Below are 23,072 nucleotides of genomic sequence, written 5' to 3' on the forward strand. Positions count from 1 at the left end.
CAGGTTCAAATCCTGCCCCCGCAACCAAAACAAATATCCCCGAAAATTTAAAAAAACCAAGTCAACAAAACAAACCCAGACATCGTGCCCCTACGCCGTCGAAGCAGCGACCCAACGCTAAACACAACAGTGACAGAGGGCAGGGGCAGTTCAGCCGCTTTCATCTGGGCGTTCGTTCCGCTTGATGCGGGCGGAGGAGCCTGCCTGCATTTAGCATCGTGAGAGGCGGATGCGCCTCCCAGAAAGGCGCCTGGATGCGCAAAATGTCCCGACTATTGTTCGACGGATTTTGCACACACGCCAAAATGATCGCCGTCCATGCGTACAAAGGCCAGCCCAGCGCTTTCAAACGCCAGCCGCAGCTGTGCTTCCGTCGCGCGATGGACATCATGCCGATCTCCCTCATAGTCGCGGATGGTGCTGCGGGACACGCCTGAGCGATCCGCCAGATCCATTTGAGTCCAGTCGAGAAAGCCGCGTGCGGCCCGACACAGCGCTGGCGTCAATATCTTGCAGTGGTCGCCTTGACCCATCGTTTAAAGCTGCCCATATTGGTCAATATCTTTCATATATGGCATTTTCGATTCGCCGACCAGTGTTGCTTTTTGCAATAACGACAGGGACGGATTTTTGCCGGGACAAAAAGGGGACAGGATATTGGGATAACGTCGGGGCCATATATACTTTCACTCCTGCTGGCCTTGCCCTTTGCTGGAAGCCTGCTTTCCGCCGCCCTGCTGAACAGCTCGTCCCGCAGCCTGCCGTCCTTTATCGCTGGAATTGTTGCTCTTGGCTGTCTGGTGGCGTCTCTTGCTGCCTATCCGGCAATTGCAGCTGGCGAAATTCTGCGTGCCAACATCCAGTGGCTTCCGCAGTTCGGTCTCGAATTCGCCCTGCGCATGGATGGTTTTGCCTGGCTGTTCAGCGTGCTGATCAGCGGCATCGGTCTGCTCGTCGTCATCTATGCGCGTTATTACATGTCCGAGGATGACCCGGTTCCGCGGTTCTTCTCCTTCCTGCTTGCCTTCATGGGCGCGATGCTCGGCATCGTCATCTCCGGCAATGTCATCCTGCTCTCGGTGTTCTGGGAGCTGACCAGCATATTTTCCTTCCTTCTGATCAGCTATTGGCACAATAGTGCTGCGGCACGTGACGGTGCCCGTATGGCGCTGACCATCACCGGTATCGGTGGCTTCTGCCTGCTGATCGGCGTTCTCCTGCTCGGCAACATCGTCGGCAGTTACGATCTCGACAAAATCCTGGCCTCCGGCGACATTATCCGCAACCATCCGCTCTATCTGATGGCGCTGATCTTCATCCTGCTCGGCGCGCTGACGAAGAGCGCGCAGTTTCCCTTCCATTTCTGGCTGCCCAATGCCATGGCGGCGCCGACGCCCGTTTCCGCCTTTCTGCATTCGGCGACGATGGTGAAGGCTGGTGTCTTCCTGCTGGTGCGGTTCTGGCCGGCGCTGGCGGGTACGTATGAATGGTTCTGGATCGTTGGGGCGGCGGGCATTATCACGCTGCTGCTTGGTGCCTATTTCGCCATGTTCCAGCAGGACCTGAAGGGTCTGCTCGCCTATTCGACAATCAGCCACCTCGGTCTCATCACCACGCTTCTGAGCCTCGGCAGCCCACTTGCGACGGTCGCCGCAATCTTTCACATGGTCAATCATGCCACGTTCAAGGCGTCGCTGTTCATGGCCGCCGGCATCATCGATCATGAGACCGGCACGCGTGACATGCGGCGTTTGAGCGGGCTTTATGCGTTTCTGCCCATCACTGGCACGCTTGCCATGGTCGCAAGTGCTGCCATGGCCGGTGTGCCGCTGCTGAACGGATTTCTCTCCAAGGAAATGTTCTTTGCCGAGGCGGTGGAAACGCATGCGGATTCCATTCTCGACCGCGCTCTTCCTTATGTTGCCACGCTTGCGGGTGCGTTCAGCGTCGCCTATTCGCTGCGTTTTATCCATACGGTCTTTTTTGGCAAGCCGCCGGCCGATCTGCCGAAACCGGCACCGCACGAGCCGCCGCGCTGGATGCGTTTTCCGATCGAGTTCCTGGTCGTCATCTGCCTGATCGTCGGCATCGCGCCATCCTACTCCATCGGCCCGTTCCTGCATGTTGCCGTCATCAGCGTGCTTGGTGCTGATACGCCGGAATACAGCCTGTCCATCTGGCACGGTTTTAATATTCCGCTGATCATGAGCATTGTCGCCCTTGTGGGCGGGACCGTCATCTATTTCGTCCTGAGGCGGTATCTCGCGTCCTGTGCCGATGGTCCGCCGGTGTTTCGTCGTCTGCGCGGCCAGCGTATTTTCGAGCGTATTCTGGTCGAAGTGTCCTGGCGTTGGGCGCGTCTGGCCGAGCAGCGGCTCGGCACGCGAAAGCTGCAGCCGCAATTGCGTTGGGTTGTGTTCACCGGCTTTCTAGCAGGCATGCTTCCCCTGATCATGTCCGGCTTCGAACCGCGGCCCTTTGCCTTTTCGGGTGTCGATCCGATGTTTGCCGTGTTGTGGGCACTCGGGATCTGCCTTGCCATCGGCACAGCCTATATGGCCAAATACCACCGCCTTGCTTCACTGGTCATGCTGGGAGGCGTCGGTCTCATCGTTTGCCTTACCTTCGTCTGGCTCTCCGCTCCAGATCTGGCCGTCACCCAGCTTCTGGTGGAGATCGTCACGACGGTTCTTATTCTGCTTGGCCTGCGTTGGCTTCCCAAGCGTAACGAGGGTGTCGATGACGCGATTACATTGCGCGCGCGCTTTCGCCGTTTCCGCGACCTTGCCTTGGCCATCGTGTGTGGCGTCGGAATGACGTTCGTTTCTTATGCCGTCATGACCATGCCGGTACCGGATGCGATCGCCAACTACTTCCTCGAAAACGCCTATAGCCAAGGCGGCGGGCGCAATGTTGTCAACGTCATTCTGGTGGATTTCCGCGGCTTCGATACGTTGGGTGAAATCACCGTGCTCGGCATTGTGGCACTGACGGTTTATGCGCTGCTGCGTCGTTTCCGTCCGGCCGCCGACAGCATGAGCATGCCCGAACAGCAGTTGATCCAGAACCGTTTCGACGAGGAACGGCCGGAACGTTCGGCGGGCGATACGGTGAAGGAATACCTTCTCGTACCATCGATCATCATGCAGTGGATGTTCCCGGTGCTGATCACCTTTGCGGTCTATATCTTCATGCGCGGGCATGATCTGCCGGGCGGCGGTTTTTCCGCCGGTCTGACCATGTCGATTGCCTTCCTGCTGCAATATCTCGCCGGTGGTACCCGCTGGGCGGAAGACCGTATTCGCATCCTGCCATTGCGCTGGATGGGCGCCGGCATTCTGACGGCGACAATCACCGGCATAGGCGCATGGTTCCTCGGCTATCCGTTCCTGACCTCGCATTCGCGTTACATCGATTTGCCGGTCATCGGCAAAATGCCGGCAGCAACAGCCTTGTTGTTTGACCTCGGTGTCTTCCTGCTGGTAGTTGGTTCAACTGTGCTTATTCTCGTCGCATTGGCGCACCAATCCATTCGTATCAACCGTCTGCGTGCCATCGAGGCAGACAAGGCGAAGGGAGAGGCCTGATGGAAATCATCCTGTCCATCGCCATCGGCGTCATGACCACCTGCGGTGTCTGGCTGCTTTTGCGCCCGCGCACCTATCAGGTGATTGTCGGGCTCTCGATGCTGTCCTACGCGGTCAATCTGTTCATCTTCGGCGTCGGTGGCGTGAAAACCAATGTGCCGCCACTGCTGACGGATGACGCCGCGATCGGTGCGCTTGCCGATCCGGTCCCGCAGGCGCTGGTACTCACCGCCATCGTCATCGGTTTTGCCACGACGGCGCTGTTCCTTGTTGTACTCCTGGCATCGCGAGGCCTCACCGGCACCGACCATGTCGACGGAAGGGGAGACCGCAAATGAACGGCTGGGCTCACCATCTCATCATCGCGCCTGTTCTGCTGCCGGTGGCCGCGGCTGCGATCCTTCTCTTCATAGACGAACGCAGCCGCATGACGAAAGGGCTGATCAGCCTTGCCGCTGCCCTGCTGCTCGTCGTCATCTCTTTCGTCCTTTTCCGCATCGAAAGTGGGCCGAACGATTTCGAGGGCGTTTATCTGCTTGGCAACTGGGCCGCACCCTTCGGCATCGTGCTGGTGCTGGACGCGCTGTCGGCGCTGATGCTGCTTTTGACATCGTTACTAGGGCTTGCCGCGCTGGTGTATTCGCTGGCACGCTGGCATACGGTCGGTGCGCATTTTCACACCATGTTCCAGCTGCTGCTGATGGGCGTGAATGGCGCATTCCTGACTGGCGATCTGTTCAATCTCTTTGTCTTTTTCGAGGTCATGCTGGCGGCGTCCTATGGTCTTTTGCTGCACGGTTCCGGCCCACTTCGCGTCAAGGCCGGCATGCATTATATCGCCGTCAATCTGGCGGCGGCGTTGCTGTTCCTGATCGGTGTCAGCCTGATCTACGGGACGGCCGGCACACTCAACATGGCGGACCTCGCTGCCCGTATCCCGGATATCGAGCCGGATCGCCGCATGCTGATGGAAGCGGGTGCGGGCGTGCTTGGCATCGCCTTCCTCATCAAGGCAGGCATGTGGCCGTTGTGCTTCTGGCTGCCGACCGCCTACAACGCGGCCTCTGCTCCTGTTGCGGGCATTTTTGCCATTCTCAGCAAGCTCGGCATCTATGTCATCCTGCGCCTGACCATGCTTCTCTTCAGCGAGGGCCCTTCGGCCGGTTTCGGCTCCAACGTGCTTCTTTACGGCGGTATTGCCACGCTGATTTTCGGCACGGTCGGCGTTCTGGCATCGCAGGCACTTGGGCGACTGGCTGGTTTCTCGGTTCTCGTTTCGTCGGGAACGCTGCTGATGGTGCTCGGTATCAATGATGGCGCAGTGTCTTCGGGCGCGCTGCTCTATCTTGTCAGCTCGACACTGACGATCGGCGCCTTTTTCATGCTGATCGAGCTCGTCGAGCGTGGCCAGGATGCCGGTGCCAACGTTCTGGCCGTGACCATGGAAGCCTACGGGGATGCGGACGAGGACGAGCCGGAAGAAGGCGATGGCGTCACGATGCCCGGCACGATGGCGATCCTTGGTACATGTTTTGCCGCCTGTGGCATTCTTCTGGCAGGTCTGCCGCCACTCTCCGGCTTTGTCGCCAAATTCGCCATGCTGTCGGCCATGATGGGAACCGGTGCCATCGGCGTGCCACCCACCGCCGCGGTCTGGACGCTGGTCGTGCTCGTCATCCTGTCCGGTGTCGCATCGCTTATCGCCATGACACGTGCGGGTATTCGCACATTCTGGAGCTCGATTGAGGGTACCGTTCCACGTGTTCTCGTCATCGAGATCGTGCCGGTGATGTTCTTGCTGTCGCTGACATTGGCGCTCACGGTCCAGGCGGGACCGGCCATGCAATATATGGACACGACCATCCGCACGCTCGCCAATCCGTCGATCTATATCGATACGGTCAAAAACGCGATCGTCATCGAAGGCTACAAGGATCGGGTCAGTGCGGCAGAGGAGGCTGAATAATGCTGCCCTATCCTCTGTTGACCGTTTCCCTGTTGCTGATGTGGATGCTGTTGAACGGCTTTACACCGGGTCATTTCATTCTTGGAACCCTGGTTGCCGTCTTTGCATCCTGGGCGATGGCGTCGCTGCGTCCGGATAAGCCAAAGATTCGCAGATGGCATCTTCTGCCGAAGCTGATCATTATCGTGCTGTTCGATATCATCCGGTCCAATATTGCAGTCGCAACCGTGCTTGTTTTCGGTCGGCGCAAAGGGCGGCATTCGGCATTTCTCACCATCCACCTGGAGATCGAAGATCGGACGGCCCTGGCGGTGCTGGCCGTCATTCTGACCAGCACGCCCGGTTCTGCGTGGCTTGAATACGACCAGCATGATCGGACGGTGCTTTTGCATGTTCTGGATCTGGTCGATGAAGCGGAGTGGATCGATTTGATCAAGAACCGCTACGAAAAGCTCCTGATGGAGATATTCGCATGAGTGCAATCATCATCCTCACAGCCGTCTATATTGCACAACTGATGATCGGTGCCGCCATGGCGATCGCTGCGATCAGGATGTTCCGCGGCCCCCGTGCGCAGGACCGCATCATCGGCCTTGATACACTTTACGTGAATGCAATGCTGTTGCTGGTTACCTTCGGCATCGGTACTGGCCGCGTCATCTATTTCGAAGCGGCTCTTGTTATCGGCATGCTCGGTTTCGTCTCCACGGTGGCGCTTGCAAAATTCCTCATGCGCGGCGAGGTGATCGAATAATGGGTTTCGTCGTTGATATTCCGCTTTGGGGTGCCGTGGCCGTCGCCTTCTTCCTTCTGATCGGTGCTTCCCTCACTCTGATCGGCGCAATCGGCTTCCTGCGCTTGCCGACTTTCTACGAGCGTATTCACGCGCCGACGCTCGGCACCAGTTGGGGTATCGGCGGTATCATGCTGGCGTCGATGATATATTTCACCCTGTCATCTCAGCGACTGGTGCTGCACGAAATCCTGATCGGCATCTTTGTCACGGTCACGACGCCGGTCACCCTAATGCTGCTTGCACGCGCGGCCTTGCATCGTGACCGGGCGGAGGATGACAAGACCGTTCCCAGCAAGTCTCGGGACGATGTGGAGGACTGAGATCGGCTGGCGGATTTTTACGCCTTGAACAGCCGCTGATGCGTTCTATGCTTTTAAGAGATTTGAGAGTGACGTCGCTTCAATAACGCGATGATCCATATGCTGATAAATACGGAGAGCCGATGCTATACGATGTTGTGGTTGTCGGATCAGGCTTTTCTGCGATTGCGGTGACGATCAATCTCTTGAGGGCGATGCCAGCCGGCAGTTCCATTGCCGTGGTCGGGGACGATGCGGGCTTTGGGCGCGGCACTGCTTACCGCACCGAATTTCATCTGCACCGTCTGAATGTGCCTGCTGCCCGGATGAGCGTTTTTTGCGATGAACCGGATGATTTCCGGCAATGGCTGGCGGCGCATGGCCGAGCGGCGGACGCGCAGGTGTTTGCCTCGCGCGGCGATTATGGCCTTTACCTGCGCGACCGATTCGCGGCACTGCTGCGCGAGCGGCGCCAGGATGTGCGGCTGGACTTCGTCAGGGCCAAAGCGACGCAATGCCTGCGGCGCGACGATGGCGGCTATTCGTTCCAGCTTGCAAACGGCACGCATCTCGATGCTTCGACCGTCGTCCTTTGTCTTGGTCTTGGCAATGCGGATCTGCCGGTTTCTCACCAGAACCCCGGCGGAGACCAAGTCGTTGGCAATCCATGGCGGCTCAGTTGGTTGTCCCATGTGGAGCCGGATGAAGAGATCTGCATTCTCGGCTCCGGTCTGACGATGATCGATCAGGTCCTCGCATTGCGTGAACATGGACATAAGGGACGTATCCATGTTTTGTCCCGGCGCGGGTTGGTGCCTCTTCCGCATGCCACGGGCGGGCTGACAGTTGCACCGCCGCAATTGCCGACGGGCCGCGCTGTGAGCGCCATCCTTCATGATCTGCGTGAACAGGTGAGGGCGGGCGTAGACTGGCGTGCGGTGATGGATGGGCTGCGGCCGCAAACGCAGGCGCTCTGGCAATCCCTAAGCCAGGATCAACGCTCCCGCTTTCTGCGCCATGCCCTGCCTTGGTGGAATGTCCACCGTCACCGCCTGGCACCCCCGGTACGGCAGCGCTTCGAAGCGCTTCGTCAGGCAGGCATCGTCACAATTCATGCCGGCTACCTGCAGACAATGAAGCCCGTGGGCGAGCGCATGTCCCTGCATTTCCGCAGGCGCGGTAGCGAGGAAATGCGCGTGCTTTCTGTTGATCGTGTGGTTAACTGTACCGGTATGGAGCGGGCCGGGCTGAAACATTCGCCGCTGCTTTTGTCGATGCAGGAAGGGGGGCTTTTGCAGCCGGATCCCCTCGGCCTCGGTATCGTGGTCGACACGGTTTCACAGGTTTGCAATGGAAGAGGCGCGGCCCAGAAAGGGCTTTATGCGGTTGGCGCCCTCACCGCTGGCCAGTTTTGGGAAATTACGGCAGTGCCTGATATTCGTGTCCAGGCGAATGCCGTCGCCGAGCGTATAGCTACTATGCCGGAGCGGTTTTTTGAGAATAGTGTGTAGGCGCGGCTGACCTTAACGACATTTCTTTACCGTCGCACAGGCTTGATGCCCTGTCTTGTTGTGTGACAGGCCTGTGAATGATAATCACCGCACACTATTTTCGCCTGCATCGCTGTCAAATTTTTCAGGTCCATGGATACTCTGAATTCGCCGCCGCTCGTTTTTGTCGATGCCAACAATATCGTGACCGGCTGGTCCGAGGGTGCAAGGCGTCTCCTCGGTTATGCGGAGCAAGATGTACTCGGCAAGCCGTATGACAGCCTGAGCAATGGTTCCGATCGTTCCTTTATCGCGCATGACGGCCGGATCGTGCAACTGGTTGCAACGCCGGTGCCGGCACCCGGTGGTGCTCTGGTCGTTACCTTGCGGGCGGCCGACCGGCTTTCTATGCAGGAACAGCTCGAACTGACGCTTTCCAACACCGATGTCATCGGCTCATGGGACTGGCATCTGCCTGAAAACAAGGTTGTTGCTGACCAGCGCTTTGCCGAGACTTTTAGTGTGGATGCCCAGGCGGCCGCAGCGGGGCTGCCACTCGAATCCTTCGTGTTCAACATTCATTCGGCCGATCGTGATCGGGTGTCGTCCGAAATTGCGCACACGATGGCATCAGGCGAGCCTTTTCGCAGCGAATACCGTGTTCATCATGCGGATGGGTCTATCCGTGATGTCGCCGCGCGTGGCCGGTTGATTAGTGACGATACTGGTCAGCCCATCCGGTTCCCTGGAATGCTGTTCGATATCACTGCAAGGCGTCATGCCGAGCGGGCAGCGATGCATTCTGATGAGCGTTACCGCACACTGTTTCGCGCGTTGGATGACGGTTTCTGCGTGGTTCAGATGATATGGGACGAAAAAGGTGATCCGGTTGATTACCTTTTTCTGGAGGTTAATGCGGCTTTCGAGAACCAGACCGGCATTATTAACGCTACTGGTCGAAGGATGCGTGATATCGCGCCGGACCATGAACAACGCTGGTTCGAAATCTATGGTCAGGTTGCCCGTACCCAGGAAAAGATCGCCTTCGAGAATGCCGCCGAAGCGCTTGGAAAATATTACGATGTGCAGGCTTTTCCTGTCGATGGGCCGGAATCCGGCAATGTTGCCATCCTGTTTTCTGACCGCAGTGAGCAGAAAATTGCGGAAAATGCCTTGCGTGCGAGCGAGGCGGAGTTCCGCACTTTGTCGCAATCCGTCCTCAACCATATCTGGATCGCCAACCCGGCGGGTCAGGCGATGTGGTTCAACGACCGCGTCTATGAATATCTCGGTGTGCCGGAAGGCTCGCTGACGGACAGTATAAAGCCGTTTGTCCATCCGGATGATCTGCCGCAGGCGCTGGTCGCCTGGCAGGCATCCATCGCATCCGGCCAGATCCTGCAGACAGAATACCGCGTTCTGCGCAAGGATGGCACCTATCGCTGGCATGTCGTTCGTGCCGTGCCGGTGCGCGATGGTCAGGGTGCCATCCAGCGCTGGATCGGTACCAACACCGATATCGAGCATTCCAAGCGTAACGAAGAGGCGCTGGCCTCGCTCAACGCGACGCTCGAACAGAAGATCGATGAGCGCACGCGCGAGCTGATGGTGTCACAGAAGGCGCTGCAGCAGGCGCAGAAGATGGAAACCATCGGTCAGCTGACCGGCGGTGTCGCGCATGATTTCAATAATCTTCTGCAGGTTGTGGCAGGCAATCTCCAGCTTCTCGCCAAGGACGTGGTGGGTAATGAGCGGGCAGAGCGTCGTGTTACCAACGCCATGGCCGGGGTGAGCCGTGGTGCCAAACTGGCGAGCCAGCTTCTCGCTTTCGGTCGCCGTCAGGCGCTGGAGCCCAAGGTTATCAATGTCGGTCGTTTCCTCAACGGCATGGAAGATCTGCTGCGCCGCTCCATCGGTGAATCGGTCGAGGTCGAGGTGATTTCGGCAGGTGGTCTGTGGAACACCTACGCCGACCCGACGCAGGTCGAAAACGCCGTTCTCAATCTCGCCATCAACGCGCGCGACGCCATGCAGGGCACAGGCAAACTGACGATCGAAGTCGGCAATGCCTCGCTTGATCAGGATTATGCGCGCTCGCATTCCGAAGTCGAAGCCGGGCAGTATGTGATGATTGCCGTCACCGATACCGGTTCGGGCATGACAGCCGAAATCATGGAAAAGGTTTTCGAGCCCTTCTTCTCCACCAAGCCGGAAGGCAAGGGCACCGGCCTTGGCCTCTCGATGGTTTATGGTTTCGTCAAGCAGTCGGGCGGTCACGTCAAGATTTACAGCGAAGTCGGGCATGGTACGACGGTCCGTGTTTACCTGCCGCGCGCCGTGGCCGACGAGGACCGTGAGATCGTCGTCCATAACGGACCGATCGTAGGCGGTACCGAAACCGTTCTCGTGGTCGAGGATGATGACGAAGTTCGCGCCACCGTCATCGAGACGCTTGCCGATCTCGGTTACCGTGTCCTGACGGCACGTGACGCCCAGGCCGGCCTGACCGTCGTCGAGAGCGGCATTCCGATCGATGTCATCTTCACCGACGTGGTCATGCCGGGACCGTTGAAGAGCCGGGAAATGGCGCGCCGCGCCAAGGAGCGCCTGCCGCATCTCGTTGTGCTTTTCACCTCTGGTTATACGGAAAACTCGATCGTCCATGGCGGCAAGCTGGATGCCGGCGTCGAGCTTCTGTCCAAGCCCTATACCCGTGAAGCGCTGGCTCGCCGCCTGCGTCACCTGATCGCCAACCAGAAACAGCAGCAATTGGCATCTGCGCCGAAAGTAGCGGCCGTCTCTGCACTTTCGGTGAACCCGGCACCTGCCTCGTCGGGAGCGCCGTTGACTGTTCTTCTCGTCGAGGACGATGCGCTGATCCGCATCAATACGGCCGAAATGCTTGCAGAACTCGGGCATCAGGTGCTGGAAGCCGGTACGGCGAAGGAAGCGATGACAGTCCTGCAACGTGGCGGCGTCGATCTCCTCGTCACCGATCTCGGTCTGCCGGATATGAATGGCCATGAGCTTGCCGGAAAGGCACGCGAACTTTTGCCGGATATCGGCGTGGTTTATGCGACCGGCGATACGTCAGTTCCCGACGATCTTCCTGGAGCGGTGCTGCTTGGCAAGCCCTATGATGAAGCGACGTTGAAGGCCGCAGTTCTAAAAGCTGCCGGCTGAGAAACGCAAAACCGGCGCCCAGAGACGCCGGTTTTGCTGTATTCGCTCCGCGGATGTCAGGCTGTCGGTGCAGGCCAGAGGCGGCGGTCGAAAGGCATATGCGAAAAGCTATCCCAGCGTGAGAGCGCTTCTTGATATCGTCGGTGATAATCGGTGTCGCTCTCGAACTCAGCTATCTGTTCGGCGATTTCGGCGCCGATCTCATAATAGGTGTCGAGATTGACAAGATCCGGCACGGGTGTTTCACCGCGTTCCGCTTCGTCCTGCATCTGCCAGAACAATTCTTCCAAACGGCGGGCAAGGGCCGGGATATCGCGTAAAACGCTGGGTTCGCGCTGTTGCTGCAAGGAAATTCTGACCTTTGCGAGCGCGGTCCGGTCATCGAAATAGCCGATGGCGCGCGTGACATAGTCTTCCGGCGTGGCGCAGGCCATTTCGGGAATGCCGGCAGCGGTGATGATGCTGCCGCAGAAGCGGGCGGCAAAACTCTTGCCTGGCATGGTCAGGATCGGCAAACCCGACGTGATGGCATCGGCTGCGGTCGAATGCGCCCCGTAAGGGAACGTGTCGAGGAAAAGGTCGGCGAGGCCGATACGGGCAAGATGTTTCGGGTTTGGCGCCTTGGGCGCGAAGATGATGCGGCTGGCATCGATACCCGCCTTTTCCGCCTCGTCGAGGAGCCGTCTGTTGACGTCGTCCTCTCCCGAAAGCAGCCACAACAGACTGCCGGGCGTCGCTTCAAGGATCTTCATCCAGCGGGCGAAACAATCGGCGGTAATCTTCTGCATGCCATTGAAGCATGCGTAAACAAAGGCATCCTGCGGCAGGTCCGCATCGGCGCGGGTCATGCCTGTGGCGATCTCGCGTTTGCGGTCGAGCGGCTGATTGCAGGCGATACGCAGCACCTTTTCCGAATAAAATACCTCATCTTCAGGTCGCACGATAAACGGATCGGCGATGATGTAGTGATGGAACGGGCTGCCCATCGAGCCGGGGTAACCACAGAAATTGACGATGACCGGCGCCGGGCGATAGGCAAAAATCTTCGTGCGCGCGTGTTTGGTATAGCCGTTCACGTCGACCAGGATGTCGATCTCGTCATCGGCGATCTGGCGGGCTGCATCCTCGTCGGTGAGAGTGGCGATCTCGCGCCAGCAATCGACGGCATTCTTCATCCTCGTCTGCGTGGCATCGCCCCGCACCGGGTCGCCGCAGTAATAGGCGTAGATCTCGACACTCGTCTTGTCATGTAATTCCAGCACCTCGCGCAAGGCAAAGCCGACCGCGTGGTCACGCAGGTCAGAAGAAACATAGCCGATGCGCAGGCGCTCGCTGGTGCCGGTCTTCTGCTTGACCACCTTGCGGGGAAAAGCGCTGATATCGGGTCGGCCAACCAGCGATCTGTTGTAGCGATAGGCCTTGGCCAACTGGAACATGGGGTCATCGGAATAACAACCAAGCGCCAGCGGCGACATCGAATCGAGCAATTGCCGTTTGGTAACGTGGTCGGAAGAAACGATGATCGGCCATTTGCATTGGCGCTGCCTGAGTGCCGTCCAATGCTGTCCGGCCTCTGTCTTGTCGGGACGAAGTTCGATCGCCTGCCAGAGCGTCGTTTCCGCATCCTCCAGAAGATTGGCGTTCTCCATCACCCGGCCAACATGCTGCAGCGCCATCAGACGATAGGAAACACGCTCGGCGGTGCTGTCGGCGGTTTGCTCGATGAACTTGCGCCATTGCTGGATCGCTTGCACGGCAAGTCCAGAATCCTCATAGGCACGACCGAGATTGATATGTCCGGGACCAAACCGTCCGTCCAGCGTGATGCAGTTTCGGAGCGCATTGATGGCACCGGTCACATCACCAAGTTGGCGCAGGATGACGGAATAATTGAAGCATGCCAGATGCACGAAAGGATTGCCGTCGTTGAAGGCGATCCAGGCTTTGTAGATTTCCGCCGCTTCCGCCTTGTGGCCGGCGGCGCTGCGTCCCTCCGCAACCCGGAAGAGATCGGCCAGCGTCATCTTCTGTGTGCGGGCAAGTTCGATAATGTCAGTGAGAGTTGGGGCGGTCGTATTGGCGGCCATGAATGTCAGGTCCCACGTTGTGCGACCTGACGGCCGGCGTTGCAACCACATGCGATAGGTTGGAACGCTGTAACCGGGCTGGCTTGCCCAAGGCAAGCGCGCAATGGCCGGATGCGAAATCTAGCCATTGCGTTAATCGGTCACATGCTCGTGGTTTTTGTCACACCGCGAGGTAGGAAGAGATGATCGAAGCGACGTCGTCGGACTGGGTGCTGGAGCGCGCCTGCGTGGTGTTGCCGGTCGCGTCGGCTTCGCTTTCGCCCTTGGCCTCGGTTGTGTTGTCGGCTTCGTCCGAAGAATAGGACGCAAGGCTGGCCGTGCGGTAGGACGATGTCGCGCTGGACGTGGAAACGCTTCCCGCATCGTTTCTCTGCAATGCTGCAACTTGCGCTGAGGTCATCGCACCGATCTGGCCGGCGGTGAATGCGCGTGCCTGTTCGGTTGGCAGTGCTGCAAGAACGGCAGTACTCAGGCCGGATATAGCAGTCGAGCTGAGCGACATGATGTTTTCCGGTGTGAATGCCGACAGGTCGTCGGCGCCCAGCGCCGCGGCCTGGATGGCCGTCAACGCGCCGACCTGCGTCATGGTCAGCGAGCCAAGTTGGTTCGGCGTCATCGCGACCACCTGATTGTAGCCGAGCGCCGCCATCTGGCCCGTCGTCAGTGCAGCGATATCCGTCGTCGTCAGCGCGGCGACGACGGCGGTCGGCAGGCCTCGGATCGCCGCAGTGTTGATGGCCGCCAGTTCCGCGGTCGAGAACGTCGTCAGCTGTGACGTTGTCAGACCCGCGAGGCCGGAGGACCCCAGTGCGGCGATCTGGGTGAGTGACAATGCATCCAGCTGATCGTTGCTGAGCGCATGGATCTGATCGCTGCTGAGCCCGGCGATGCCGGCTGTGCCCAGTGCGGCGATCTCACCGGTCGAAAGAGTTACGATAAAGGCGGTGGAAAGCCCCTTCATGCCGGCCGAGCTGATTGCCGCCAGCTTTTCCGGCGTCAGGACATCAAGCGCTGCGACACTGAAGCCACTCAACGCCTCCGAGGTCAGGCTGGCGATCTGTGCCGTCGACAAGGCGTTGACCTGCTCCAGCGTCAGGCCGCTTGCCTGGGCGTTGCCGAGCCCGGCTATACCGCTGGTGCTCATCGCGGCGATCTGTGCCGTCGAAAGAGCGGCAATGTCGTCTGCGCCGAGTGCCGCCACCTGCTTGGAACCAAGCGCGGCGATCTGCAGGGTGGAAAGCGATTCCACCTGATCGACGCTCAACGCAGCGACCTGGGCTGTCGTCAGTCCGGAAATACCGCCGGCGCTCAGTGCCGCGATCTGGTTATTCGTCAGGCCGGCGATCGCGGCTGTAGAAAGGCCGGAGATGGCATTCGAGCTGATGGCGCCCAGTTCTGCGGTCGTGAATGTCGCGAGGTCATCGGCGCCAAGCGCAGCAATCTGGCGGGAATTCAGCGCGCCGATCTGTGTGCTGGTCAGGGCTTCGACCTGATGGCTGCTGAGTGCGGCGATCTGGTCTGTCGTGAGCGCCGAGGCACCGGCCGCGCTCAATGCGGCAACCTGTGCCGTTGAGAGGCTTGCGATCACGTCCGTCGAGAGGCCGGAAATGGCCATTGAACTGATGGCGGCAATCTCGGCGGTCGTGAATGTCTCGATAGCGTCGGCGCTGAGCGCTGCAATCTGCTTCGACGACAGGGCGCCGATCTGTGCGGCGTTCAGCGCTTCAACCTGATCGATCTTCAACGCGCCGATCTGCGTGCTGGAAAGACCAGCGATACCACCGGTGCTCAAGGCGGCCACCTGCGCGGTCGACAATGCGCCAAGGTCATCCGTGCCAAGTGCCGCCACCTGGCGCGATGTCAGGGCGGCAATCTGTGATGTTGTAAGTGCCTCGATCTGATGGCTGCTGAGGGCGGCGATCTGTGCCGTCGTCAGGCCGGAAATGGCCGATGCGCTCAAGGCCGCGATCTGGGCTGTCGAAAGCGCTGCAATTGCCGATGTGGGAAGACCGGCGATCGCACCGGATGTAATGGCTCCCATCTCGCCCGGCGTGAACGTGTCGATGGCGCCGGGTGTAAGGCCGCCCATCTGCGAGGATTGCAAGGCCGCGATCTGTGCGCTGACCAGCGCCTCCGCCTGGCTGGTGCTCAGTGCGGCGATCTGTGTGCTGGATAGACCGGCAATACCGTCGGAGCCAAGAGCGGCAATCTGTGCTGTCGAAAGCGAAGCGATGTCGTCGGTACCGAATGCCGCGATCTGTTTCGAGCTCAGCGCATGAACCTGCGCCGTCGTCAATGCCTCGATTTGGTTGCTGGTCAAAGCCGCGATCAGGTCTGTCGTCAGGCCGGCGATGCTTGACGCCTTGAGTGCTGCGATCTGCTCCGTGGACAACGATGCCAGCACCGCGGTGGAAAGACCGGAAAGGGCCCCGGATGTGATGGCAGCGATATCCTCATCGGAAAATCGGCTCAGATCGTCGGTTCCGAACGCAGCGAGTTGCTTGGAGCTCAGGGCTGCAACCTGGCTGCTGGTCAGGGCGGCCGCCTGATCGGTGGACAGCGCCGCAATCTGTTCGGGCGTCAGGCCGGCGATGCCGCCGGCGCTCAAGGCAGCGATCTGACTGGTCGAAAGTGTGGCGATATCGTCCGTGCCCAAAGCCGAAACCTGCCGGGAGGTCAGTGCGCTGAGCTGAGCTGTCGTCAGCGCCTTCAGCTGGTCGCTGCTGAGCACGGCAATGCGGTCGGTGCCGAGAGCCGCCGTGCTCGCTGTACTCAAGGCGGCGATTTGCGCCGTCGTCAGCGAGGCCAGCGTTTCTGCAGTGATCCCGCCAATCGCACCAGCGCCGATCGCGGCAATCTCGCGTGTCGAGAACGTGGCCAGATCGTCGCTGCCGAAGGCGGCAATCTGCGTGGCACTGAATGCGGCAATCTGGGCGGTGGTCAAGGCTTCGGCCTGATCGGTCCCCAGCGCCGCGATCTGCCGCGTCGTCAGGCCGCTGATGCCGGCTGTGCTGAGCGCCGCGATCTGACCCGTGGTCAACATGGCAAGCGTTTCCGTGGACAGGCCGGAAATCGCGTTGGCGCTGATGGCTGCGATCTCGCGCGTCGTGAATGTGGCCAGATCGTCGGTGCCCAGTGCTGCGAATTGTGCGGAATTCAGCGCACCGATCTGGGCGCTGGTCAGTGCCTCGACCTGGGCAGTGCTGAGCGCTGCAATCTGCCTGGTGGTCAGGCCGGTGATGCCGGCTGTGCTGAGCGCCGCGATCTGCGCGGTGGACAAGGAAGCAATGGTTTCGGTCGGCAGGCCGGCGATCACGCCGGGCGTGATGGCAGCAATATCCTTGCTGGAAAATTGGGCGATTTCTTCCGGACCCAGAACAGCCAACTGCTTGGAGGTGAGGGCGGCAACCTGGGCACTCGTCAAAGCCTCGGCCTGAGCGGTGGTGAGGGTGGCAATCTGCTGTGACGTCAGGCCGTTGATTCCCGATGAACTCAGGGCTGCAATCTGCACCGTCGACAGCGCGGCAATGTCGTCAGTCCCAAGCGCGCCGATTTGTGCCGATTGCAGTGCATTCATCTGCCGCGTCGTGAGTGCGGCGATCTGGCCGGTGCCGAGACTGTCGATCTGTTTCGAAGACAAGCCGGTAATACCAGAGTTGCTGATGGCGGCGATCTGCGCGGTCGTCAGAGCGGCGAGGTCGATCGTCTCGAAAGCGGCGATCTGCCTGGAGCTGAGCGCTGCAATCTGCGCGGTTGTCAGTGCTGCGACCTGTGCCGTGCTCAAGGACTCGATCTGCTGGCTGCTCAAGCCCTGCAGCCCTGAAGCACTGAGCGCAGCGATCTGGGCAGGCGAGAGGAGTTCGATATCGTCACTCAGGGCGCCGACCTGCGATGCGTTGAGTGCCTTGATCTGGGCCGTCGACAGTGCCACGATCTGGGCGCTGGCAAGCGCGTCCACCTGGGCGGTATTCAGGCCGGTGATCGCAAGCGTGCTCAATGCCGCGATCTGCGCCGTTGAAAGTGCGGCGATTGCGGCTTCGCTCAGGCCGCCTATGGCTCTGTTGCTGATCGCGGCAATGCCTTCTGTCGAAAATGCCGCGATATCATCGGGTTCCAGCGCGGCGAGTTGCGCCGAACTCAGCGTCCGGATTTGCGCCGGAGACAGCGCAGTCAGCTGGGCGGAGGATAGGATGTCGATCTGGTCGGGCGTCAGGCCGGCGATGGCCGTGGTGCTCAATGCCGCAATCTGCGCAGGCGACAGCGCCTGGAAGGCTGTGGCATTGAGGCCTGCTGCTGCTTTGTTGCTGAGCACGGCGATTTCGGCCGTCGAGAAAGTGGCGATGTCATCGGCACTGAGGCCCATGGCCTGATTGGCGGTCATCGCCTTGATCTGGCTAATCGTGAAAGCATCTACCTGGGCCGTGCCGAGCGCTGCAACCTGATCCGATGTCAGGCCGGTGATCGCGCCGGCGCTGAGCGCTGCGATCTGCGCCGTGGACAGGCTGGCAAAAACTTCGGGGCTCAGGCCCGATACGGCGCCAACCGACAATGCGGCTATGTCGGCCGTGGAAAACGTGGCGATATCGTTTTTGTCGAGGACCGATAGCTGATCCGACGTCATCACCCTGATCTGATTGAGCGACAGCGCCTCGATCTGTGCGGGGCTCATGGTATCGATCTGGTCGGCGCTCAGCCGCGCGATCGCCGTTGTGCTCAATGCTGCGATCTGTGCTGTAGAGAGTGCCGCGATGAAGTCCGCGTCGATAACCGCAATCTGGGCGGTTGTGAGCGCCATGACGGCGCTGGTGTTGAGAGCGGCCACCTGGGCGGTAGAGAAGGCGGCCAGAGCAGCGGTGCTGAGACCGGGCATGGCACGATTGGTAATGGCGGCGATGTCATCTGTCGAGAATTTGGCGATGTCGTCTTCACCGAGCGCCGCAAGCTGCTTGGACGACAGCGCCTTGACCTGCGCGGGCGTCAGGGCTTCGGCCTGGTCGACTGTCAGCGCGGTGACATGGGCCGGCGTCAATGCTGCAACCTGAGCGGTCGTCAAGGCCGCAATTTGCGCTGTGGTGAGAGAAGCAATGGTTGCCGTGCTCAGACCCGCCATCGCACTGCTGGCAATCGAGGCGATTTCCGCCCCCGACAAAAGGGCGAGTTTCTCCGTACCCAATGCGGCGATCTGCGTGGCACGCATGGCTTTGAAGTGTGTGGTCGACAATGCGTCCACCTGAGCCGTGGCGAGTGCCGCAATCTGAACGGTGCTGAGTGCGGCCGCCTGCGCCGCTGTCAAAGCCGCAATCTGTGCGGTCGACAGATCGGCGATGCGCGCCAGGCCGGGCAATGCCTTGGGGGTGATCGACGCGATTTCCTCGGCAGACAGGGTGGCCAGCTGATCACTTGTCAGAGCGGAAATCTGGCCGGCATTCATGGCTCTAATCTGAGAAGCCGACAGCGCATCTGCCTGTGCCGTGGTCAACGCCGCAATCTGTGTTGTGCTCAACCGGGTGATCGAGCCCGTGCTTATGGAGGCGATCTGTGCAGGCGAAAGTGCTGTAAGCGCTGCCGTCGTCAGGCCTGAAATCGACCGGCTGGCGATTGCGGCGATTTCCGCATTGGTGAACCTTGCAAGATCATCGCCATCCAGCATGGAAAGATGCGCCGCGCTGAGCACCTTTACCTGTTGGATGGTCAGTGCTTCCACCTGGGCCGGGGACATTGCCTTGATCTGCGCCGTCGTCAGGCCGGCAATGGCACCGGTGCTCAATGCCGCTATCTGCTCGGGCGTCAGCTTTTCGATGGCATCTTCGGATAGGCCTGCCACGGCGCGGGTGTTAAGAGCGGCAATCTCCGCTGTCGTAAAAGTCGCGATGCCGTCGGCGCCGAGAACCGCAACCTGCGCCGAATTCAACGCCTTTACCTGCGGAATGGACAGGGCTTCGATCTGCGCCGTGCTCATGGCTCCGATCTGGCCTGTCGTCAGGGTGGTGATGGCACCGGTGTTGAAGGCCGCCATCTGGTCGGTCGACAACATAGCAATGAAGCCGGTTCCCAGCGTCGGGATCTGCGCCGCCTTGAGGGCGTTGATCTGTGCGGTCGTCAATGCCGCAACCTGGGTCGAGCCGAGACCCGCCAATACGGTTGCTGCAACGCCGCCGATCGCACTGCCGCTGAGCGCGGCGATTTCCTCTGAGGAAAACCTGGATAGGCCGTCAGCTCCGAGTGCGCCCAGCTGTGCCGCCGTCAGCTCCCTTGCCTGCGTAACGGACAGCGCCTCGACCTGCCCGGCGGTCAGCGCCGATACCTGCGCGGTGGTCAGGTTGCCAACCGCTTTGGGGCTGATTGCGGCAATCTGCGCGGTCGTCAGCGAAGCCAGGGTTTCGGTCGTCAGGCCGACAATCGCCCTGCTGTTGATCGACGCCATGTCGGCTGTCGAGAAGGTCGCGAGTTCTTTGGGACCAAGTGCTGCGAGCTGCGCCGAGGTCAGTGAGCCGACCTGCGATTCCGTCAGCGCTTCGGCTTGGGCTGTCGACAGGCCACCGATTTGCGTCGCCGTCATGGCCGCCACCTGTGTCGAACTCAGGCTTTCGATCGCATGTGTATCGAGTACGGCCAGTTGATCCAGCGAGAGGCCGACGATCGCCATCTGGGAAATGGCGCGAAGCTGCTGTGAACCGAGAACCTCCACGTCTTCCTTGTCCAGTGCGGCGATCTGCGCGGAGGAGAGCGCGTTGATCTGACCGGTCGAAAGCGAGGCCACGTCTTCGGTTGACCATGCGGCAACCGATGCCGTCGAAAGAGATCTGATCTGGTTTGGGCTCAGATTGGATACGATCGAAGTCATATGAGCAGATCCCGGGCTAAAGCGAACGAAAAAACGGACTATTCAAAGCATAATCAGGCTTCAATCCGGCGTCGGCACATCCCGTGGATGTGCAAAAGCAACCCCGACCCTCACCCAATTGCGCTGGAACCTATGGTCCGTGGCTTGCCTGAGCCTGAACTTGACACAGAATCACAAACTGATTTTTGCACCTTTGAGTGTGTGGTCGGCAGCGGCGTGCTGCCTAGACGATAGTCGTAAGACCAATGTTGGATTGGTTATTTTCGGGTTGAGGGTAGCCTTTCACCCTGCGCTCTTGAGGAGGGGTGCGACGTTTTCACCGACTTTGGGAGGAGTCACATGTCCAGTTTCATCACTACCCGTCGTGGTCTGTTGCGCACCGGCGCCTTGTCCGGTCTGGCGCTGGCAGCACCGATGCATTTCGTGCGTGGTGCTTATGCTCAGGACAAACTGTCCTGCAACGTGCCGACCGGCGATACCGTCACCTTCGGTTTCAACGTGCCGCTGTCCGGCCCTTACGCTGATGAAGGGCAGGATGAACTGAAAGCCTACAAGCTGGCCGTGAAACATCTGAACGGCGAAGGCGATGGCGGCATGCTGCCGACCTTTTCGTCGAAGGCGCTGAAGGGCAACGGCATTTTGGGCAAGAAGGTCGCCTTTGTCTCAGGCGATACCCAGACCAAAGCCGATGCGGCGCGTGACAGCGCCAAGCGCATGGTGGAAAAGGACGGCGCTGTCGTCATCACCGGTGGTTCGTCGTCGGCCGAAGCCGTTGCCGTGCAGAGCCTCTGCCAGGATCTCGGCGTCATCTTCATGACCGGCCTCACCCATTCCAACGATACGACCGGCAAGGATAAGAAGCGTTATGGCTTCCGCCACTTCTTCAATGCCTACATGTCCGGTATCGGTCTCGGCCCTGTCATCGGCGAAGCCTATGGCGCCGATCGCAAGGCCTATCACCTGACGGCCGATTATACCTGGGGCTGGACACAGGAAGAATCGATGAAGGCCGCCACCGAAAAGCTCGGCTGGCAGACTGTGAAGGCCGTGCGCACGCCGCTCGGCATCGGCGACTATTCCCAGTACATCACGCCGGTCCTCAATTCCGGCGCCGATGTGCTGATCCTCAATCACTACGGCAAGGATATGATCAACTCGCTGACCCAGGCTGTGCAGTTCGGCCTGCGTGACAAGCAGGTCAACGGCAAGTCTTTCGAGATCGTCGTGCCGCTGTTTTCGGAGTTGATGGCGCAGGGCGCGGGCGAGGCGATCAAGGGCATTTACGGCACGGCCAACTGGGACTGGAAGCTAACCGACCCCGGCACCAAGGCTTTCACTCAGTCCTTTGGCAAGGAATACGGTACGCCGCCCTCGCAGGCCGCCCATACCTGCTATGTGCAGGCCCTGCTGTACGCCGATGCCTGTGAACGCGCCGGCACCTTCTATGCGCCCGAAGTCATCAAGGCGCTCGAAGGTTTCGATTTCGACGGTCTCGGCAACGGCCCAACCCTTTATCGCGCCGATGATCACCAGTGCTTCAAGGACATCCTCGTCGTGCAGGGCAAGGAAGCGCCGAAGGACAAGTTCGATCTTCTCGAAGTCCGCAAGGTCATCCCGGCCAAGGATGTCACCTATGACGCGAAGATCTTTGGCGGTGATCTCGGCCCGGCCGACGCCAAGAAGTGCTGACCCTGGTCTGACCTAAGCTTGTTCGGGCCTGATGGTCGTATGGTGACCGTCGGACGCGTGAGCGTCCGGCGGGCTTGTCGCAATCCTCTTTTCATGGCGGTCTTATGGACGCGATACTGCTGCAGATCCTGAACGGGCTCGACAAGGGCGGCGCTTACGCCCTGATTGCGCTCGGCCTCACACTTGTTTTCGGAACGCTTGGCGTCGTCAATTTCGCCCATGGTGCGCTCTTCATGATGGGTGCCTTCTGTGCCGTCGGCTTCAACAAGCTGTTGACGCTGCAATCGGTCACCATCGATCCAAGCCAGACGACACCCTGGGGCTCACCGATGGAAGTGCGCCAGCCCTATGTCGAGGCATGGCTCGGTGAGAGCGGAAAGTTTCTGGTCGATTATTCGGTGCCGGCATCGATCCTGCTGGCCATCCCGGTCATGCTGCTGGTCGGCATTGCCATGGAACGCGGTCTGATCCGCCATTTCTACAAACGCCCGCATTCCGAACAGATCCTTGTCACCTTCGGTCTGGCGATCGTCATTCAGGAAATCATCAAGCATTATTTCGGTGCCAATCCGATCCCGCAGCCGGCGCCGAGCGCCTTTCGCGGCACGGCGGCAGTGGGTGAAATGATCGGCCTCGGCCAGGGTCTGCCTTACCCGTGGTGGCGGCTGATCTACCTGGCTTTCTCATTGTCGATCATTGGCGCCGTCTTTGCCTTCCTGCGGTTCACCACCTATGGCATGGTCGTGCGTGCCGGCATGCGGGATCGCGAAACGGTCGGCTTGCTCGGCATCAATATCGAGCGGCGCTTTACCGTGGTCTTCGGCATCGCCGCCGTCGTCGCCGGCGTTGCCGGCGTCATGTATACGCCGATCCTGCCGCCGGATTATCATATCGGCATGGAATTCCTCGTCCTGTCCTTCGTCGTGGTCGTGGTCGGCGGCATGGGGTCGCTGGGTGGCGCGGTTCTGGCCGGCTTCCTGCTCGGTATCCTGCAATCCTTTGCCTCGATGAACGAAGTGAAGGCGATCATTCCCGGCATCGACCAGATCATCATCTATCTCGTGGCAGTCGTCGTGCTGCTCACCCTGCCGCGTGGCCTGATGGGGCGCGCCGGCGTCATGGAGGAGTGAA

The 23,072-nt window shown here is 59.9% G+C and carries 14 protein-coding genes; 11 read left to right on the forward strand and 3 right to left on the reverse strand.

Annotated features, from left to right (window positions below):
* The coding region (locus tag ACRQ1B_RS20115; protein ID WP_432295815.1) for a hypothetical protein at positions 1-185 on the forward strand (185 nt) is incomplete at its 5' end.
* An 87-nt stretch (positions 186-272) separates the two neighbouring features.
* On the opposite strand, the gene ACRQ1B_RS20120 is transcribed toward ACRQ1B_RS20115, so the two are convergent.
* Positions 273-533: a helix-turn-helix domain-containing protein gene (locus ACRQ1B_RS20120; RefSeq protein WP_432295816.1), complete on the reverse strand. Its 261-nt coding sequence runs from the start codon at positions 531-533 to the stop codon at positions 273-275.
* A 147-nt stretch (positions 534-680) separates the two neighbouring features.
* Here ACRQ1B_RS20120 and ACRQ1B_RS20125 point away from each other — a divergent pair, with 147 nt between their 5' ends.
* The 8 genes from ACRQ1B_RS20125 (at position 681) to ACRQ1B_RS20160 (ending at position 11,321) form a co-directional block, all read left to right on the forward strand.
* Positions 681-3,587 carry a monovalent cation/H+ antiporter subunit A gene (locus tag ACRQ1B_RS20125; RefSeq protein WP_432296134.1) on the forward strand — a complete coding sequence of 969 codons (2,907 nt, stop codon included), beginning with the start codon at positions 681-683 and terminating at the stop codon, positions 3,585-3,587.
* Positions 3,587-3,925 (forward strand): Na+/H+ antiporter subunit C, encoded by a 339-nt coding sequence (locus ACRQ1B_RS20130; RefSeq protein ID WP_432295817.1) that lies wholly within the window; start codon positions 3,587-3,589, stop codon positions 3,923-3,925. Before ACRQ1B_RS20125 ends, ACRQ1B_RS20130 begins: the two co-directional genes overlap by 1 nt.
* Entirely contained in the window at positions 3,922-5,553 is a 1,632-nt protein-coding gene (locus ACRQ1B_RS20135; RefSeq protein ID WP_432295818.1) for a monovalent cation/H+ antiporter subunit D, read from the forward strand. The genes ACRQ1B_RS20130 and ACRQ1B_RS20135 overlap by 4 nt, the downstream gene beginning before the upstream one ends.
* Positions 5,553-6,029: a Na+/H+ antiporter subunit E gene (locus ACRQ1B_RS20140; RefSeq protein WP_432295819.1), complete on the forward strand. Its 477-nt coding sequence runs from the start codon at positions 5,553-5,555 to the stop codon at positions 6,027-6,029. Before ACRQ1B_RS20135 ends, ACRQ1B_RS20140 begins: the two co-directional genes overlap by 1 nt.
* Positions 6,026-6,307 carry a K+/H+ antiporter subunit F gene (locus tag ACRQ1B_RS20145; RefSeq protein ID WP_432295820.1) on the forward strand — a complete coding sequence of 94 codons (282 nt, stop codon included), beginning with the start codon at positions 6,026-6,028 and terminating at the stop codon, positions 6,305-6,307. Before ACRQ1B_RS20140 ends, ACRQ1B_RS20145 begins: the two co-directional genes overlap by 4 nt.
* The gene (gene mnhG, locus ACRQ1B_RS20150; RefSeq protein ID WP_432295821.1) at positions 6,307-6,669 is read left to right on the forward strand and encodes a monovalent cation/H(+) antiporter subunit G; all 363 of its coding nucleotides are present in this window, start codon (positions 6,307-6,309) and stop codon (positions 6,667-6,669) included. Before ACRQ1B_RS20145 ends, mnhG begins: the two co-directional genes overlap by 1 nt.
* Before the next feature lie 122 nt (positions 6,670-6,791).
* The gene (locus ACRQ1B_RS20155) at positions 6,792-8,159 is read left to right on the forward strand and encodes an FAD/NAD(P)-binding protein (RefSeq protein WP_432295822.1); all 1,368 of its coding nucleotides are present in this window, start codon (positions 6,792-6,794) and stop codon (positions 8,157-8,159) included.
* 132 nt (positions 8,160-8,291) lie between these two features.
* Complete coding sequence (locus ACRQ1B_RS20160) at positions 8,292-11,321, forward strand: PAS domain-containing protein (protein ID WP_432295823.1); 3,030 nt, start codon at positions 8,292-8,294, stop codon at positions 11,319-11,321.
* A 56-nt stretch (positions 11,322-11,377) separates the two neighbouring features.
* Here the strand turns inward: ACRQ1B_RS20160 and ACRQ1B_RS20165 are convergent, their stop codons facing one another.
* Both ACRQ1B_RS20165 and ACRQ1B_RS20170 read right to left on the reverse strand, forming a co-directional pair.
* Complete coding sequence (locus tag ACRQ1B_RS20165; protein WP_432295824.1) at positions 11,378-13,408, reverse strand: O-linked N-acetylglucosamine transferase, SPINDLY family protein; 2,031 nt, start codon at positions 13,406-13,408, stop codon at positions 11,378-11,380.
* Between the two features lie 160 nt (positions 13,409-13,568).
* A complete protein-coding gene (locus ACRQ1B_RS20170; RefSeq protein ID WP_432295825.1) occupies positions 13,569-20,252 on the reverse strand; it encodes a beta strand repeat-containing protein in 6,684 nt (2,227 codons plus the stop codon).
* Positions 20,253-20,591: 339 nt separating this feature from the next.
* On the opposite strand from ACRQ1B_RS20170, the gene ACRQ1B_RS20175 reads away from it, so the two are divergent.
* Together ACRQ1B_RS20175 and ACRQ1B_RS20180 are read left to right on the forward strand one after the other, a co-directional pair.
* Positions 20,592-21,941: a substrate-binding protein gene (locus tag ACRQ1B_RS20175; RefSeq protein ID WP_432295826.1), complete on the forward strand. Its 1,350-nt coding sequence runs from the start codon at positions 20,592-20,594 to the stop codon at positions 21,939-21,941.
* Positions 21,942-22,045: 104 nt separating this feature from the next.
* Positions 22,046-23,071: a branched-chain amino acid ABC transporter permease gene (locus ACRQ1B_RS20180; protein WP_432295827.1), complete on the forward strand. Its 1,026-nt coding sequence runs from the start codon at positions 22,046-22,048 to the stop codon at positions 23,069-23,071.
* The last annotated feature ends 1 nt before the right edge of the window (position 23,072 follow it).

Origin of the sequence: Endobacterium panacihumi, from assembly GCF_050847465.1 — a bacterium.
Taxonomy (GTDB): Bacteria; Pseudomonadota; Alphaproteobacteria; order Rhizobiales; family Rhizobiaceae; genus Neorhizobium; species Neorhizobium panacihumi.

Excerpts from the sequence above, each read along its gene's own strand:
- ACRQ1B_RS20120 (WP_432295816.1), bottom strand. The coding sequence starts at position 533 with ATGGGTCAAGGCGACCACTGCAAGATATTGACGCCAGCGCTGTGTCGG.
- ACRQ1B_RS20130 (WP_432295817.1), top strand. The coding sequence starts at position 3,587 with ATGGAAATCATCCTGTCCATCGCCATCGGCGTCATGACCACCTGCGGT.
- ACRQ1B_RS20135 (WP_432295818.1), top strand. The coding sequence starts at position 3,922 with ATGAACGGCTGGGCTCACCATCTCATCATCGCGCCTGTTCTGCTGCCG.
- ACRQ1B_RS20140 (WP_432295819.1), top strand. The coding sequence starts at position 5,553 with ATGCTGCCCTATCCTCTGTTGACCGTTTCCCTGTTGCTGATGTGGATG.
- ACRQ1B_RS20145 (WP_432295820.1), top strand. The coding sequence starts at position 6,026 with ATGAGTGCAATCATCATCCTCACAGCCGTCTATATTGCACAACTGATG.
- mnhG (WP_432295821.1), top strand. The coding sequence starts at position 6,307 with ATGGGTTTCGTCGTTGATATTCCGCTTTGGGGTGCCGTGGCCGTCGCC.
- ACRQ1B_RS20155 (WP_432295822.1), top strand. The coding sequence starts at position 6,792 with ATGCTATACGATGTTGTGGTTGTCGGATCAGGCTTTTCTGCGATTGCG.
- ACRQ1B_RS20160 (WP_432295823.1), top strand. The coding sequence starts at position 8,292 with ATGGATACTCTGAATTCGCCGCCGCTCGTTTTTGTCGATGCCAACAAT.
- ACRQ1B_RS20165 (WP_432295824.1), bottom strand. The coding sequence starts at position 13,408 with ATGGCCGCCAATACGACCGCCCCAACTCTCACTGACATTATCGAACTT.
- ACRQ1B_RS20170 (WP_432295825.1), bottom strand. The coding sequence starts at position 20,252 with ATGACTTCGATCGTATCCAATCTGAGCCCAAACCAGATCAGATCTCTT.
- ACRQ1B_RS20175 (WP_432295826.1), top strand. The coding sequence starts at position 20,592 with ATGTCCAGTTTCATCACTACCCGTCGTGGTCTGTTGCGCACCGGCGCC.
- ACRQ1B_RS20180 (WP_432295827.1), top strand. The coding sequence starts at position 22,046 with ATGGACGCGATACTGCTGCAGATCCTGAACGGGCTCGACAAGGGCGGC.